The 14029-nt window shown below is 67.1% G+C and carries 12 protein-coding genes and 1 other RNA gene; 8 read left to right on the top strand and 5 right to left on the bottom strand.

The window, feature by feature from the left end:
- Position 1 precedes the first annotated feature (1 nt).
- The 4 genes from EL388_RS11840 to EL388_RS11825 are packed head-to-tail and all read left to right on the top strand — an operon-like array spanning position 2 to position 7014.
- Positions 2–3085, top strand: coding sequence for a hybrid sensor histidine kinase/response regulator (locus tag EL388_RS11840; RefSeq protein ID WP_126463610.1), 3084 nt, complete (start codon positions 2–4; stop codon positions 3083–3085).
- Between the two features lie 57 nt (positions 3086–3142).
- Positions 3143–4996: a dihydroxy-acid dehydratase gene (gene ilvD / locus EL388_RS11835; protein WP_126463609.1), complete on the top strand. Its 1854-nt coding sequence runs from the start codon at positions 3143–3145 to the stop codon at positions 4994–4996.
- 12 nt (positions 4997–5008) lie between these two features.
- A complete protein-coding gene (locus EL388_RS11830; RefSeq protein WP_126463608.1) occupies positions 5009–5932 on the top strand; it encodes a D-hexose-6-phosphate mutarotase in 924 nt (307 codons plus the stop codon).
- A 56-nt stretch (positions 5933–5988) separates the two neighbouring features.
- Positions 5989–7014 (top strand): cyclic nucleotide-binding domain-containing protein, encoded by a 1026-nt coding sequence (locus EL388_RS11825; RefSeq protein WP_126463607.1) that lies wholly within the window; start codon positions 5989–5991, stop codon positions 7012–7014.
- A gap of 62 nt (positions 7015–7076) precedes the next feature.
- Here the strand turns inward: EL388_RS11825 and EL388_RS11820 are convergent, their stop codons facing one another.
- From EL388_RS11820 to EL388_RS11800, 5 genes are all read right to left on the bottom strand, one after another.
- Positions 7077–7655 carry an ankyrin repeat domain-containing protein gene (locus EL388_RS11820; RefSeq protein ID WP_126463606.1) on the bottom strand — a complete coding sequence of 193 codons (579 nt, stop codon included), beginning with the start codon at positions 7653–7655 and terminating at the stop codon, positions 7077–7079.
- A 311-nt stretch (positions 7656–7966) separates the two neighbouring features.
- Positions 7967–9430, bottom strand: a complete 1464-nt coding sequence (gene ubiD, locus EL388_RS11815; RefSeq protein WP_126463605.1) for a 4-hydroxy-3-polyprenylbenzoate decarboxylase — start codon at positions 9428–9430, stop codon at positions 7967–7969.
- Positions 9431–9439: 9 nt separating this feature from the next.
- A complete protein-coding gene (locus tag EL388_RS11810) occupies positions 9440–10009 on the bottom strand; it encodes a BON domain-containing protein (protein ID WP_126463604.1) in 570 nt (189 codons plus the stop codon).
- Position 10010: 1 nt separating this feature from the next.
- Positions 10011–10598 (bottom strand): phosphoheptose isomerase, encoded by a 588-nt coding sequence (locus EL388_RS11805; protein WP_126463603.1) that lies wholly within the window; start codon positions 10596–10598, stop codon positions 10011–10013.
- A 16-nt stretch (positions 10599–10614) separates the two neighbouring features.
- Positions 10615–10953, bottom strand: coding sequence for a YraN family protein (locus EL388_RS11800; RefSeq protein ID WP_126463602.1), 339 nt, complete (start codon positions 10951–10953; stop codon positions 10615–10617).
- Positions 10954–11007: 54 nt separating this feature from the next.
- On the opposite strand from EL388_RS11800, the gene rsmI reads away from it, so the two are divergent.
- From rsmI to mraZ, 4 genes are all read left to right on the top strand, one after another.
- Positions 11008–11883, top strand: coding sequence for a 16S rRNA (cytidine(1402)-2'-O)-methyltransferase (gene rsmI / locus EL388_RS11795; RefSeq protein ID WP_126463601.1), 876 nt, complete (start codon positions 11008–11010; stop codon positions 11881–11883).
- Positions 11855–12886: a dihydroorotase gene (gene pyrC / locus EL388_RS11790; protein ID WP_126463600.1), complete on the top strand. Its 1032-nt coding sequence runs from the start codon at positions 11855–11857 to the stop codon at positions 12884–12886. The genes rsmI and pyrC overlap by 29 nt, the downstream gene beginning before the upstream one ends.
- Before the next feature lie 21 nt (positions 12887–12907).
- An RNA gene (rnpB, locus tag EL388_RS11785) (RNase P RNA component class A) lies at positions 12908–13274 on the top strand.
- Between the two features lie 274 nt (positions 13275–13548).
- Entirely contained in the window at positions 13549–14019 is a 471-nt protein-coding gene (gene mraZ, locus EL388_RS11780; RefSeq protein WP_126463599.1) for a division/cell wall cluster transcriptional repressor MraZ, read from the top strand.
- Positions 14020–14029: the final 10 nt, after the last annotated feature.

The raw sequence follows: 14029 nt of genomic DNA, 5'->3' as shown, positions 1-14029 counted from the left end.
CATGGTCCTGACCCGGCTTCGCGAATTCTGGGCGGGACGCGGCCTGCTGTTGCGGGTCGCCATCGGGCAGGGGCTGTTGTTGGCAGTTCTGGCCGTATCCATGTCCGCCCTGCTGGCCTACGGTCACCGCAAGGAGCTGGTCGAGGAGAGGCAGAACCGGGCGCATATGTTGATGCGGGTGTTGGCGCCCCTGGTGGCCGAGTACGCCGTGGTTGGCGACTATGCCAGCATCAAGCAGTTGCTCGAACGGCAGGCGACGGTCTATCCGGATGTCGGTCGCCTGCACTGGAGCCGGAACGGGACCGTGGCCGTGACCGTCGACCTGCCGCCATTGGATCATGTCACGCCGGCCTGGTTCCAGCGGCTGGTGGCGATTCCCTCTTTGCAGATGAGCGGCCCGGTGGCGATGGGCGGCGTGCATTATGGCGAGTTGCGCATCGCCTTCGATTCGGTACATACCGAGTACCATCTCTGGCAGGAAATCACCAACCAGGCCTGGCATATCTTCATCAGCGCGGCCCTGCTGCTTGGGGTCATGCTGCTGGTGGTGCGTTCCAATCTTCGGGTGCTGCGCGAGATCGCGCGCGCGGTCGACCGCTTCCGCCAGGGCGAATATGCCGTCCGCATCCGGCCGACAGGCGGTCGCGAGATGCGCCAGGCGGTCGACACCTTCAACAACATGGCCGACCGCATCCAGCAGCTGCTGGCCGACGTCTCGGACAGCCGGCGCAAGCTGCACGAGCAGCTGCATTTCATCGAAGAGCTGGTCGAGGCCCTGCCGGTGCCGATGTTCTACAAGAACCGCCAGGGCTACTACCTCGGCGTCAATGCCGCCTGGGAGAATTTTTTCGGGGTGAAGCGGTCGGAGATCATCGGCAAGACCGTCAATGAACTGTATCCCTGGCGGACGGAGATCGCCGCCATGCACGAACGCAAGGACGCCGAATTGTTCGCCCGTCCCGGCGTGCAGACCTACGAGATCAGCATCCACAATGGCCGCGGCGAGCCGCGCCTGGTGATGTACAACAAGACCACTCTGACCAATGCCGACGGCGAGGTCACCGGCCTGCTCGGTCTCATCACCGACCTGACCGATCTGCACGAGGCCGAGCAGAAGGCGCGCCAGGCCCTGGTCGACAAGGCGGCGGCGGAAAAGGCGAGCCAGGCCAAGAGCCTGTTCCTGGCCAATATGAGCCATGAAATTCGCACCCCGCTCAACGCCGTGCTCGGCCTGGCCCAGGTCGGCGTGCGCGGCAACAAGGGGCGCAAGGCGCGGGACACCTTCGGCCGCATCCTCGAGGCCGGGCAGCTGTTGCTGTCCGTGGTCAACGACGTGCTGGACTTCTCCAAGATCGAGGCGGGCAAGCTGACCATCGAGACCGCGCCGTTTTCCCTGGGCGAGACGATCGACCGCGTGGTCGAGATCAATGCCGCGCGCGCCTTCGCCAAGGGACTGGATTTCCGGGTGCGGGAGGCGGCGGACTTTCCCGAGGCGGTGGTTGGCGATGAGATGCACCTGGCGCAGATTCTGATCAACCTGCTGGGCAATGCGGTCAAATTCACCGATCGGGGCTGCATCAGCCTTGCCGTACGCCGTGCCGCGGGGACAGCCGGCCGGCCCGGTCTGCAGTTCGAGATCACCGACACCGGCATCGGCATGACTGAAGAGCAGATGGCTTCGCTGTTCCAGCCCTTCGAGCAGGCCGACGGCTCGACCACCCGCCGCTTCGGCGGTACCGGCCTCGGCCTCTCGATCAGCCATCGCCTGGCCCAGGCGATGGGGGGCGAGATCGGCGTCAGCAGCCAGCCGGGCCAGGGCTCGGTGTTCAGTCTCTGGCTGCCGCTGGAGATGGAGCCGCCGGCGCCGGCGCGGCCGCTCGGCTGGCTGCGCTTTGCCCTGGTTGGCTGCCCGGCAGAGGCCCAGGCCCTGCTGCAGGAAGAGTTGCGGGCCAAGGGCATCGAGGCGGCGGAGGTGGTGCCGGGGCAGGTGCTGGCGGAGCCGGCCTGGGATCTGATTCTGGTCGGGGGCGATGCCCTGGCCCAGCCCGAGATCGAGGCCATGGTCAATGGTGCCTTGCTGGCCGGGCGGCGTATCGCCGTGGTGGTGATGCCGGGTGCGATCCAGGTTCTGCCGGAGGCGCTGCAGGACCGGGTCACCCTGGTCGAACGGCCGGTTCGGGCCCGTCATTTGATCGCGGCCAGCCGGCGGCCGGTGCTGTCGCTTGCCGCGCCGGCCGCCAGGCTCGGTCGACGGCTGGCGGGCCTGCGCATCCTGGCGGCCGAGGACAACGAGGTCAACCAGATCGTGCTGGAAGAGATCATGGAGATGGAAGGCGCGCAGCTCACCCTGGCCGGCAATGGGCAAGAAGCGCTGGACCGGCTGCGGCAACTGGGGGCCGGCGCCTTCGATCTCGTGCTGACCGATGTCCAGATGCCGGTGATGGATGGCTACGGCCTGGCCCGCGAGGTGAGCCGGCGATTTCCGGACTTGCCGATCATCGGCCTGACCGCCCATGCCATGCCGGAGGAGCGTGAACGCTGCCTGGCCGCCGGTATGCGGGAGCATGTGGCCAAGCCAATCGACATCGAGGTCCTGGTGGCCGCCATCCTGCGCCTCCTGCCGCACCTGGCCGAGACCCGTGCCGCTGCGGCGGCCGTCGCCCGCCCGCCGGTGCAGGCCGAGCTGGCGCTCGATCCCGCCCCCCCGGTGGCGCCGGCCGACGGGGGGGCATCTGATGCGGTGTTGGCCGTGGTCGATTGGCCGGCCCTGGGCCAGTTCTTCAAGGGCCGCACGACAGCCATCGAGCGGGTGGTCGCCATGGCCCTGGCCAACAACGGCGAGGCCCCGGCCCGGTTGCGCGACTTGGCCGGCCAGGGCGACCTGCCCGCCCTGGCGAGCCTGGCCCACAAGCTCAAGGGCATGGGCGGCAGCCTGCGGGCGCCGCAGGTCCATGCCTTGGCCGCGAAGGCAGAGGCCAGCGCCCGGGCCGGCCAGACCGATGCCGCCGAACTGGCCCTGCAACTGGCCGAGGCCATGGAGGCCCTGCTGGCCGAGCTGGCCAGGTGGCGCGCCGGCCAGGGGTGAGCCCGGCAGTCAGGGGCGGTACAATGAGCCCTTTCGACGTATCGCCAGGTTGCCCCCATGCCCCAGTACCGTTCCCGCACCACCACCCACGGCCGCAACATGGCCGGCGCCCGCGCCCTCTGGCGTGCCACCGGCATGAAGGACGAGGATTTTTCCAAGCCGATCATCGCCATCGCCAACTCCTTCACCCAGTTCGTGCCCGGCCATGTCCACCTGAAGGACCTGGGCCAGATGGTGGCGCGCGAGATCGAGGCCGCCGGCGGCGTGGCCAAGGAGTTCAACACCATCGCCGTCGACGACGGCATCGCCATGGGCCACGGCGGCATGCTCTATTCCCTGCCTTCACGCGACCTGATCGCCGATTCGGTCGAGTACATGGTCAACGCCCACTGCGCCGATGCCCTGGTCTGCATCTCCAACTGCGACAAGATCACCCCGGGCATGCTCATGGCCGCACTGCGGCTGAACATTCCCACGGTGTTCGTCTCCGGCGGGCCGATGGAGGCGGGCAAGGTCACCTGGCAGGGCAAGACCATCATGCTCGATCTGGTCGATGCCATGGTGCAGGCGGCCGACAGCAAGTGCAGCGACGAGGAGGTGGCGGCGGTGGAGCGCTCGGCCTGCCCGACCTGCGGCTCCTGCTCCGGCATGTTCACCGCCAACTCCATGAACTGCCTGACCGAGGCCCTGGGCCTGTCCCTGCCCGGCAACGGTTCGCTGCTGGCCACCCATGCCGAGCGCAGGCAGCTGTTCCTCAAGGCCGGCCGCGTCGCCGTCGAGCTGGCCCGGCGCTACTACGAGCAGGACGACGCCACGGTGCTGCCACGTTCCATCGCCACCTTCGAGGCGTTCGAGAACGCCATGGCGCTCGACATCGCCATGGGCGGCTCGACCAACACCGTGTTGCACCTCTTGGCCGCCGCGCGCGAGGCCGGGGTGAACTTCACCATGGCCGACATCGACCGCATGTCGCGCAAGGTGCCGCACCTGTGCAAGGTGGCGCCGAGCACCCAGCAGTACCACATGGAAGACGTGCACCGCGCCGGCGGCGTCATGGCCATCCTGGGCGAGCTCGACCGTGCCGGGCTGATCCACCGCGGCTGCCACACCGTGCACAGCAAGACCCTGGGCGAGGCCCTGTCGTTCTGGGACATCCTGCGCGCCCACGATGTCTCGGTGTTCGAGTTCTTCAAGGCCGCCCCGGGCGGCGTGCCGACCCAGGTCGCCTTCTCCCAGGATCGCCGTTATCCCGAACTCGACATGGACCGGGTCAACGGCTGCATCCGCGACCAGGCCCACGCCTTCTCCCAGGACGGCGGCCTGGCCGTGCTTTACGGTAACCTGGCGAAAGACGGCTGCATCGTGAAGACCGCCGGCGTCGATGCGAGCATCCTCAAGTTTTCCGGCCCGGCCCGCATCTTCGAGAGCCAGGACGCCGCGGTCGAGGCCATCCTGGGCGACAAGATCAAGCCGGGCGACGTGGTCGTCATCCGCTACGAGGGCCCGCGCGGCGGCCCCGGCATGCAGGAGATGCTCTACCCGACCAGCTATCTGAAATCGAAAGACCTGGGCAAGGCCTGCGCCCTGATCACCGATGGCCGCTTCTCCGGCGGCACCTCGGGCCTGTCGATCGGCCACGTCTCACCCGAGGCGGCCGAGGGCGGTACCATCGGCCTGGTCGAGGAAGGCGACACCATCGAGATCGATATCCCCAAGCGCCGCATCCATCTGGCGGTGAGCGAGGCGGAACTGGCCCGGCGTCGGGCGGCGATGGAAGGTCGGGGCCAACAGGCATGGCAGCCGGTGAACCGCAACCGCCCCGTTTCTGCCGCCCTGCGCGCCTATGCCGCGATGACCACCAGCGCGGCCTTCGGCGCCGTGCGCGATGTCAGCCAAGTCGAACGCAAGTAAACAAGGAAAACCATGACCCCGCTCGAACACCTCAACGCCCGCCGCGCCATCGAAGGCCAACTGCGTTTTCGCGCCAACGATCAGGGGCTGATCTTCGCCGACATCGACAACGACTTCGCCCAGGCCAGCCTCTGCCTGCAGGGCGGCCATCTGGTGAGCTGGCGGCCCAAGGACCAGGCCCGGCCGGTGGTCTGGGTGTCGAGCGCGGCCAAGTTCGCGCCGGGCAAATCCATCCGCGGCGGCGTGCCGGTCTGCTGGCCCTGGTTCGGCCCGCACGAGACCGAGGCCGGCTTTCCCGCCCACGGCTTCGCCCGCACCGTGCCGTGGGAAGTGACCGACAGCTGCACCCTGGAGACGGGCGAGACCGAGATCGCCCTGATGCTCTTGGAGACCGAGCAGACCCGTGCCCAGTGGCCGCACCGCTCGCGCCTGGAGATCATGCTCAGCGTTGGCCGGAGCCTGAAGATCACGCTGATGACCACCAATCTGGACGACCACGACTTCGTCATCGGCGAGGCCCTGCACACCTATTTCGAGATCGGCGACATCGGCGAGGTGCGCGTCACCGGTCTGGAGGGCAGCGAGTATCTGGACAAGGTGGACAACTTCGCGCGCAAGCGCCAGGACGGCGCCATTGCTTTCAATGGCGAGACCGACCGGGTCTATGTCAACACCGGCGCCGAGTGCGCCATTGAGGATGCCCGGCTCAAGCGCCGCATTCGCATCGCCAAGTCGGGCAGCCAGTCGACCGTGGTCTGGACGCCCTGGGCCGAAAAGGCGGAGAAGATGGGCGACTTCGGCCCAGGTATTTCGGGCCAGGGCGGCTGGCGCGAGATGGTCTGCGTCGAAAGCGCCAACGCCCTGGACAACCGGGTGACGGTGCCGGCCGGCCAGACCCACCGGCTGACGGTGGAGTATTCGGTCGAGCCGTTTTGAACAAGTGATTGTTGGCGGGCTAAGATGTCGGCCTGCGCTTAAGGGGATGTGCCGAGATGGATGAGCAGATGCTCGATTACCTCGATCAGTTCGTGCCGATCAGTTCGCTCTCGCAGCAGAGCATGGAGGAACTGGGCAAGCGCATCGAGATCCTGCACTTCAGCCCGGGCCAGACCCTGTTCAAGCAGGGCGACGACGACAAGTGGCTGTATTACCTGCTCGAAGGCGAGGTCAGCCTGGTCGATGCAGGCCGCGCGCCGATCCTGATCCAGGCCGGCAGCGAAGACGGCCGCTATGCCCTGGCCCGGCTCAAGCCGCGGCGCTATACCGGCGTGGCCAGGACCCCGGTCAAGGTGCTGCGGGTGGAAGAGGATGCCCTGGACCGGCTGGTCACCATGGATCAGGCGACCGGTTTCGAGGTGACCGAGTTCGAGGGCGACGACCCGGAATGGATGTTCACCGTGCTCACCCTGCCGGCCTTCCAAAAGCTGCCCCCGGCCAACACCAACGCCATGTTCGGCCGCTTCGAACGGGTCGAGGTCAAGGCGGGTGAGGTGGTGATCCGCCAGGGCGACCCGGGCGACAACTACTATCTCATCCGCGAGGGCGAGGCCGAGGTGAGCCGCATCGGCCCGGACGGCAAGAGCACGGTACTGGCCCGACTGGGCAAGGGCGACGGTTTCGGCGAGGAGGCCCTGCTCTCCGGCATGCCGCGCAATGCCACCGTCACCATGCGTACCCCGGGCGTGCTCATGCGGATGGCGCAGAAGGACTTCAACGAGCTGCTCAAGGCGCCCATGGTCAAGTGGGTCACGCCCGAGCAGGTCAAGCAGATGCTGGCTGCCGGGGCCGGCCTGATCGACGTGCGGCTGGAGGACGAATTCAAGGGCGGCACCCTCAAGGGCGCGGTCAACCTCCCGCTGGCCCAGTTGCGCAGCAAGGCCGAGGGCCTCGACCCGAAGAAGAAATACATCGTGTTCTGCCAGTCGGGCCAGCGCAGCGCCGCGGCTGCTTTCCTGCTCGAGCAGCGCGGGCTGGATGTCTACGTGCTCAAAGGCGGGCTGGACAGCGTGAAAGGCTGAACCGATCCCCCGGAAAAGCAAAAAGGCCGCTGTTGCGGCCTTTTTGCTTGGGGCGGCGAGCCTCAGTGCATCGGCCGCTTCATGAAGTTGATCACGTTCTTGTCGCCCGGACCCTTGCGGCCGGTGGAACAGGCGCCCTCGGTCTCGGGCACGAAGCCGGTGGCCTCGTGCAACAGGTTGATCACATCGACCCAGTGGCGCTCCTTGGCCATCTGCAGGGCGGTGCGACCGGCCTCGTTCGCGGCGAAGGCGTCGGCGCCGGCATTGAGCAGCACTTCGCACACCGCGCCCTCGCCGCCGCCGGCAGCCAGCATCAGCGGGGTGAGGCCGAAGCCGATCCGGGCGTTGACGTCGGCGCCGGCGTCGATCAGGGCCTTGACCACCGGGGCATAGCCCGTGTCCTGCTCGTGGTTGTAGGCGGCCTTGAAGATCGGGGTCCACTGCATGGCATCCCGGGCGTTGACGTCGGCGCCGGCATCGATCAGAACCTGCACCGCCGCCAGATGGCCCTCGAAGGCGGCGACGTGCAATGGCGTCTGGCCGTCTTCATTGGTCGCGTTGGGATTGGCGCCGGCGGCGATCAGGCGGCGCAGGGCTTCGGTATCACCGGTTTTGGCGGCAGCAAAGAGTTCGGCGGACATGGCTTGGGCTCCAGAAAGGCAATTTCCGACAATTATACTCAAGTATTGGCGGATGGCTATATCCCCCTCCCAGCCTCCCCCATAAATGGGGGAGGGGACTGAGGCTGGGCCTGGATCGAGCCCCTCCCGACCTCCCCCATGAATGGAGAAGGGGGTTCAAGGCAGGACTGGTTCAGGGCCCTTGCGACGCCTCTTCAGCCCGTCCGGTGTCTGAAAGAAAGACTCCCTCCCCATTTATGGGGAGGGCAGGGGTGGGGACGATTTTTCGCCGGGTCTGCCAGCCTAAGCCATTCCCGTGTTTCCCGCCCCTGTCAAAGGCCGAGTTGCTGCCAGAGCGCGTCGATGCGCTGTTTGACCTCGGCCTTCATCGCGATCGGCCGGCCCCATTCGCGGCTGGTCTCGCCCGGCCACTTGTTGGTGGCGTCGATGCCCATCTTGCTGCCCAGCCCGGAGACCGGGCTGGCGAAGTCGAGGTAGTCGATCGGGGTGTTCTCCACGATCAGGGTGTCGCGCGCCGGGTCGACCCTTGTCGTCATGGCCCAGATCACCTCCTTCCAGTCGCGCACGTTCACGTCGTCGTCGGTGACCAGGATGAACTTGGTGTACATGAACTGGCGCAGGAAGGACCAGACGCCGAACATCACCCGCTTGGCGTGGCCGGGGTACTGCTTCTTCATCGAGACGCAGGCCATGCGGTAGCTGCAGCCCTCGGGCGGCAGGTAGAAGTCGGTGATCTCGGGGAACTGCTTCTGCAGCAACGGCACGAACACCTCGTTGAGTGCCACGCCGAGGATGGCCGGCTCGTCCGGCGGCTTGCCGGTGTAGGTGCTGTGGTAGATCGGGTCGCGCCGCAGGGTGATGCGCTCGACCGTGAACACCGGAAAGCGCTCGACCTCGTTGTAATAGCCGGTGTGGTCGCCGAAGGGGCCTTCGGGCGCGGTTTCATTCGGCTGGATCACGCCTTCGAGCACGATCTCGGCCGCGGCCGGCACTTGCAGGTCCGAGCCGATGGCCTTGACGACCTCGGTCTTGGCTCCGCGCAGGAGGCCGGCAAACTGGTACTCCGACAGGGAATCGGGCACCGGGGTGACGGCGCCCAAAATGGTGGCCGGGTCGGCGCCGAGGGCGACGCAGACCGGAAAGGGCTGGCCCGCTCTGGCCTGCTGGTGCTCGCGGAAATCGAGGGCGCCGCCGCGATGGGCGAGCCAGCGCATGATCAGCTTGTTACGGCCGATCACCTGCTGGCGGTAGATGCCGAGGTTCTGCCGGGCCTTGTGCGGGCCGCGCGTGATGGTGAGGCCCCAAGTGATCAGCGGGCCGGCGTCGCCGGGCCAGCAGGTCTGAATCGGCAGGCGCGAAAGGTCGACCTCCGCCCCTTCCCACACCACGTCCTGGCAGGGGGCGGAACGCACCTCTTTCGGCGCCATGTTCAGCACCTGCTTGAGCACCGGCCATTTTTCCCAGGCATCTCTCAGGCCCCGGGGCGGTTCCGGCTCCTTGAGGTAGGCGAGCAGCTTGCCGATCTCGCGCAGCTTGGCCGGATCCTCCTCGCCCATGCCGAGGGCCACGCGGCGCACGGTGCCGAACAGATTGGTCAGCACCGGCAGGCTGTGGCCCCTGGGCCGTTCGAACAGCAGGGCGGGGCCGCCGGCGCGCAGCACGCGGTCGCCGATCTCGGTCATCTCCAGCCTGGGGTCGACCTCGATGCCGATGCGCATGAGCTCGCCCCGCTGTTCCAGTTGAGCGATGAAGTCCCGCAGGTCCTTGTATTGCACGGCGCGCTCTTAGTCGATGTACTCGAAGACCTTGACCACCTTGAGCACGCCGCCAGTGCCGGCGGCGACCTCGGCCGCGGCATCGCCCTCGGCGCGTTTGACCAGACCCATGAGGTAGACGATGCCGCGCTCGGTGACCACCTTGACGTGGTTGCCGCTGACCCGGCCGTCGTCGAACAGCCGGGTCTTCACCTTGGCGGTGATGTAGCTGTCGTTGCTGCGGCCGACCAGGGAGGAGGGCGAGGCGAGGGCGACTTCGTTGATGGTCTCGCGCACGTTGACCACGCCCTTGGCGATCTCCTCCACCTTGGCCCGGCCGGCCTCGCCACTGGCCTCGCCGGTGATCAGCACCCGGCGGTTGAAGCTGGTGTAGTTGACGTGGACGCCGTCGAGCTTGGCGTTCATCAGGCGGGCGGCCGCGGTGAGTTCGATCTCCTCGTCCATCAGGTAGGTGGTGGGCGTGCGGCGGTCGTCGGCCATCAGGGCGCCGGCGCCGACGCCGCCGACCACGACGGGGGCGCAGCCGGCAAGCGGCAGGGTGGCAAGGCCGATGAGGGCGATGAGCAGGGCGTTGCGCATATCAGGCTCCCAATAACAGATAGTCGACGCTGTCGCACAGGCAGTGCAGGGCCAGCTGGTGGATCTCCTGGATGCGGGCCATGCTGTCGCCGGGCGCGCAGATCAGGATGTCGTGTTCGGTCAGCATCTCGGCCAGTTCGCCGCCGTCCTGGCCGCTCAGGGCGACGATGGCGACCTCGCGCTCCTGGGCGGCGCGCACGGCCTCGATCACGTTGCGCGAGCCGCCGTTGGCGGAGATGGCGAGCAGGATGTCGCCGGGCTGGCCCAGGGCGCTGATCTGGCGGGCGTAGACCATGGAGAAGTCCGAATCGTCGGCGATCGAGGTCAGGGTGGTGCTGTCGGCGTTGAGCGCCAGGGCGGCCAGGCCGGGGCGCTCGCGCTCGAAACGGTTGATCAGTTCCGATACCAGGTGCTGGGCGTCGGCGGCCGAGGCGCCGTTGCCGCAGGCCAGCAGCTTGCCTTCGTTCATGAAGCAGTTGACCAGGCGCTCGCTCGCGCGAGCGATCGGCTCGGCCAGGATGTCGGCGGCGCTCAGCTTCGCCTGGGCGCTTTCCTGAAAGGTGTAATAGATGCGTTCGGCCAGATTCATCGTGCCGATTATAGCGTCAGGCCGGGGCTTCAAAGGCGTTACGCAGCCATTGCAAGTTGTCTCCGTCGATCAGCACGGCGTCGAAGCGGCAGGGCAGGTGGCTGGGGTGCTGCAGCAGGTAGTGTTCGGCGGCGCGGATCAGCCGGCCCTGCTTGGCCGGCGTGATGCTGGCGGCGGCGCCGCCGAAGGCGACGCTGGCCCGGCTGCGCACCTCGACGAAGACCAGGGCGTTGCCTGCCTGCATGACGAGATCGATCTCGCCGGCGCGGCAGCGCCAGTTGCGCGCGAGCAGCTTCAATCCCTGGCGCTTAAGGTATGCCGCTGCGCGATCCTCGGCCGCCGCCCCGCTCGGCATGGCGCTTCCCCTGGGTGTTAAACTGCCGCTCAAGCTAAAGGCAATGGAATCAAGATGCAAGACGCCGCAGCTGCCCCGGGCAGCCTCTATATCGTCGGCACGCCGATCGGCAATCTGCGCGACATCACCCTGCGGGCGCTGGATATCCTGAAGACGGTCGACCTCGTGGCCGCGGAGGACACCCGGGTAACCCAGACCCTGCTCAACGCCCATGGCCTGCAAAAGAAGCTGGTCGCCCTGCACGAGCATAACGAGCGCGAGGTGACCGAGCGTCTGATTGCCGATCTGGCCGCCGGACGGAGCGTGGCCTATGTCTCGGATGCCGGCACGCCTGGCGTCAGCGACCCCGGCGCGCACCTGGCGCGGCGCGCGCGCGCGGCCGGCCTGCCGGTGTTCGCCATCCCGGGTCCGAGCGCGGTGGCGACGGCCCTGTCGGTGGCGGGGATCGGCGACGGTCGCTGGCTGTTCTACGGCTTTCTGCCGAACAAGGCGGCCGCCCGGCGCAAGGCCCTGGAAACGCTGAAGGCCCTGCCCTATGCCCTGGTGTTCTACGAGGCGCCGCACCGGGTGCGCGAATGCGTGGCCGATCTGGCCGCCGTGCTGGGGCCGGAACGCGAGATCGCCATCGCCCGTGAACTGACCAAGCTGTTCGAACAGGTGCACCTGTGCCGCCTGGAGGAGGCCGAGGCCTGGCTCGCGGCCGACGCCAACCACTGTCGCGGCGAGTTCGTCCTGATCGTGCAGGGCGCGGCAGCGCAGGCGGCGGACGCGGGCGCCTTGCGCGCGACGCTGGAAATACTTCTGGCCGAACTGCCCTTGAAGCAGGCGGTCGCGCTGGCGGTGAAACTGACTGGCGAGAAAAAGAACACGGTTTACGAATTGGCTTTGGAGTTGCAGAAACATGGACACCCTGACGCTCACCCGGCCTGACGACTGGCACCTGCATCTGCGCGACGGCGCGGCGCTGGGCGCCGTGCTGCCCGATACCGCGCGCCGTTTCGCCCGCGCCATCGTCATGCCCAACCTCAAGCCGCCGGTGCGCACGGTGGAGGAGGCACGGGCCTACCGCGCGCGCATCCTGGACGCCCTGCCGGTGGGGCTGGGCTTCGAGCCCCTGATGACGCTCTATCTCACCGACAACACGGCGCCGGCGGAGATCGCCCGGGCGCGGGCGAGCGGCTTTGTCCATGCCGTGAAGTATTACCCGGCGGGCGCGACGACCAATTCCGATTTCGGCGTCAGCGCGGTCGAGCGCGCCTATCCGGCGATCGAGGCCATGGCTGAGCATGGTCTGCCTCTGCTGGTCCACGGCGAGGTGACCGATCCCGAGGTCGACGTCTTCGATCGCGAGGCGGTGTTCATCGATCGGGTGTTGGTGCCGCTGCTCAAGCGTTTTCCGAAATTGAAGCTGGTGCTGGAGCACACCACCACGCGCGAGGGCGTCGACTTCGTCAAGGCGCAGCCGGCCAACGTGGCGGCGACGCTGACCGCGCATCACCTGCTGTACAACCGCAACGCCATGTTCAAGGGCGGCATCCGGCCGCATTACTACTGCCTGCCGGTGCTCAAGCGCGAGGCGCATCGCCGGGCGCTGATCGAGGCGGCGATCTCCGGCAATCCCAAGTTCTTCCTTGGCACCGACAGCGCGCCGCACGGCAAGACCAGCAAGGAATGCGCCTGCGGTTGTGCCGGCATCTACACCGCGCACGCCGGCATCGAGCTCTATGCCGAGGCCTTCGAGGCGGCCGGCGCGCTCGACAAGCTGGAGGCCTTCGCCAGCTTCCACGGCGCGGATTTTTATGGCCTGCCGCGCAACAGCGAGCGTATCACCCTGCGCAAGTTCGCCTGGACCGTAGCGGACAGCCTGGCCTTCGGCAATGACGTGCTGGTGCCGCTGCGCGCGGGGGAACCGATTTCCTGGCAACTGGTCTGACCGGCCCGTATACTGGTCACGGGAGTCGGCCAGGCAATCGCTGCGCGCAAGCGTGGAGGAAAGTCCGGGCTCCGCAGGGCAGGGTGCCAGGTAACGCCTGGGCGTCGCGAGGCGACGGAACAGTGCAACAGAAACACACCGCCGATGGCCGTCCGCAAGGGCGGATCAGGTAAGGGTGAAATCGTGCGGTAAGAGCGCACGGCCGGGCTGGCAACAGTCCCGGCGGGCAAACCCCACCCGGAGCAAAGCCAAATAGGCAGGCATTGAGGCGGCCCGCCGAGCCTGCGGGTAGGCTGCACGAGGCGGCGAGCGATCGCCGTCCCAGATGAATGATTGCCTCGGGTCGCAAGACCTCAGACAGAACCCGGCTTATCGGCCGACTCCCACCTTCCTTGTTCGTCCCTGCTTTTGCGGCCCTGCCCGGGCCGACAAGGCTCGTTTGTCGAGGACTCTTAACAATCCACTTTAAGTTCCATTCGTACCGCCTTCTTTATTTTCCCTATTTGTTTTCGTTGGCTTTCGCTCGTAAGTCATTGTCTTCATTGAAAAAAATCCCGTTTTAGCCTTGACAGGGCAAGCGCTTGGCCACTAAAGTGGGAATCAATGGAGAAAAGTGGAGGAAAGTGGGTCGCGGTGGCAACGCCGGGGCCCTGGAGGAGGCGATGTTTAGGGGACTCAACGCCTTGGCGGTCGACGGTAAAGGTCGGCTCGCCATTCCGACCAAATACCGCGAGCTGCTGGTCGAGCGCTGCGGCGGCCGTTTGATCGTCACCGCCGATCCCAGCGGCTGCCTCCTGCTGTATCCCTTTCCCGAGTGGGAGCCGATCGAGCGCAAGCTGACCTCCCTGTCCAGCTTCAATCCGGTCAGCCGCCAGTTGCAGCGCATCCTGGTCGGCTCCGCCTCCGATGTCGAGCTCGACGGCGCCGGCCGCATCCTGCTGCCGCCGATGCTGCGCAAGCACGCCAACCTGGAGAAGGAGGCGATGCTGGTCGGCCAGGGCAACAAGTTCGAGATCTGGAGCGAGGCCGCCTGGCAGGCGCAGTACGAGGCGGCCGGCCAGTTGCCGGAGCTGCTGGGCAACGCCCTGCAGAACGGCGAGCTGCCGGACGAACTGAAGGGGTTCTCCTTGTGACCGATGGGCA

Origin of the sequence: Sulfuritortus calidifontis, from assembly GCF_003967275.1 — a bacterium.
GTDB lineage: Bacteria > Pseudomonadota > Gammaproteobacteria > Burkholderiales > Thiobacillaceae > Sulfuritortus > Sulfuritortus calidifontis.
This window is presented reverse-complemented; position numbering and strand designations above follow the sequence as displayed.

Coding starts and splice junctions, on each gene's coding strand:
- EL388_RS11840 (WP_126463610.1), top strand. CDS start 2: ATGGTCCTGACCCGGCTTCGCGAATTCTGGGCGGGACGCGGCCTGCTG.
- ilvD (WP_126463609.1), top strand. CDS start 3,143: ATGCCCCAGTACCGTTCCCGCACCACCACCCACGGCCGCAACATGGCC.
- EL388_RS11830 (WP_126463608.1), top strand. CDS start 5,009: ATGACCCCGCTCGAACACCTCAACGCCCGCCGCGCCATCGAAGGCCAA.
- EL388_RS11825 (WP_126463607.1), top strand. CDS start 5,989: ATGGATGAGCAGATGCTCGATTACCTCGATCAGTTCGTGCCGATCAGT.
- EL388_RS11820 (WP_126463606.1), bottom strand. CDS start 7,655: ATGTCCGCCGAACTCTTTGCTGCCGCCAAAACCGGTGATACCGAAGCC.
- EL388_RS11810 (WP_126463604.1), bottom strand. CDS start 10,009: ATGCGCAACGCCCTGCTCATCGCCCTCATCGGCCTTGCCACCCTGCCG.
- EL388_RS11805 (WP_126463603.1), bottom strand. CDS start 10,598: ATGAATCTGGCCGAACGCATCTATTACACCTTTCAGGAAAGCGCCCAG.
- EL388_RS11800 (WP_126463602.1), bottom strand. CDS start 10,953: ATGCCGAGCGGGGCGGCGGCCGAGGATCGCGCAGCGGCATACCTTAAG.
- rsmI (WP_126463601.1), top strand. CDS start 11,008: ATGCAAGACGCCGCAGCTGCCCCGGGCAGCCTCTATATCGTCGGCACG.
- pyrC (WP_126463600.1), top strand. CDS start 11,855: ATGGACACCCTGACGCTCACCCGGCCTGACGACTGGCACCTGCATCTG.
- mraZ (WP_126463599.1), top strand. CDS start 13,549: ATGTTTAGGGGACTCAACGCCTTGGCGGTCGACGGTAAAGGTCGGCTC.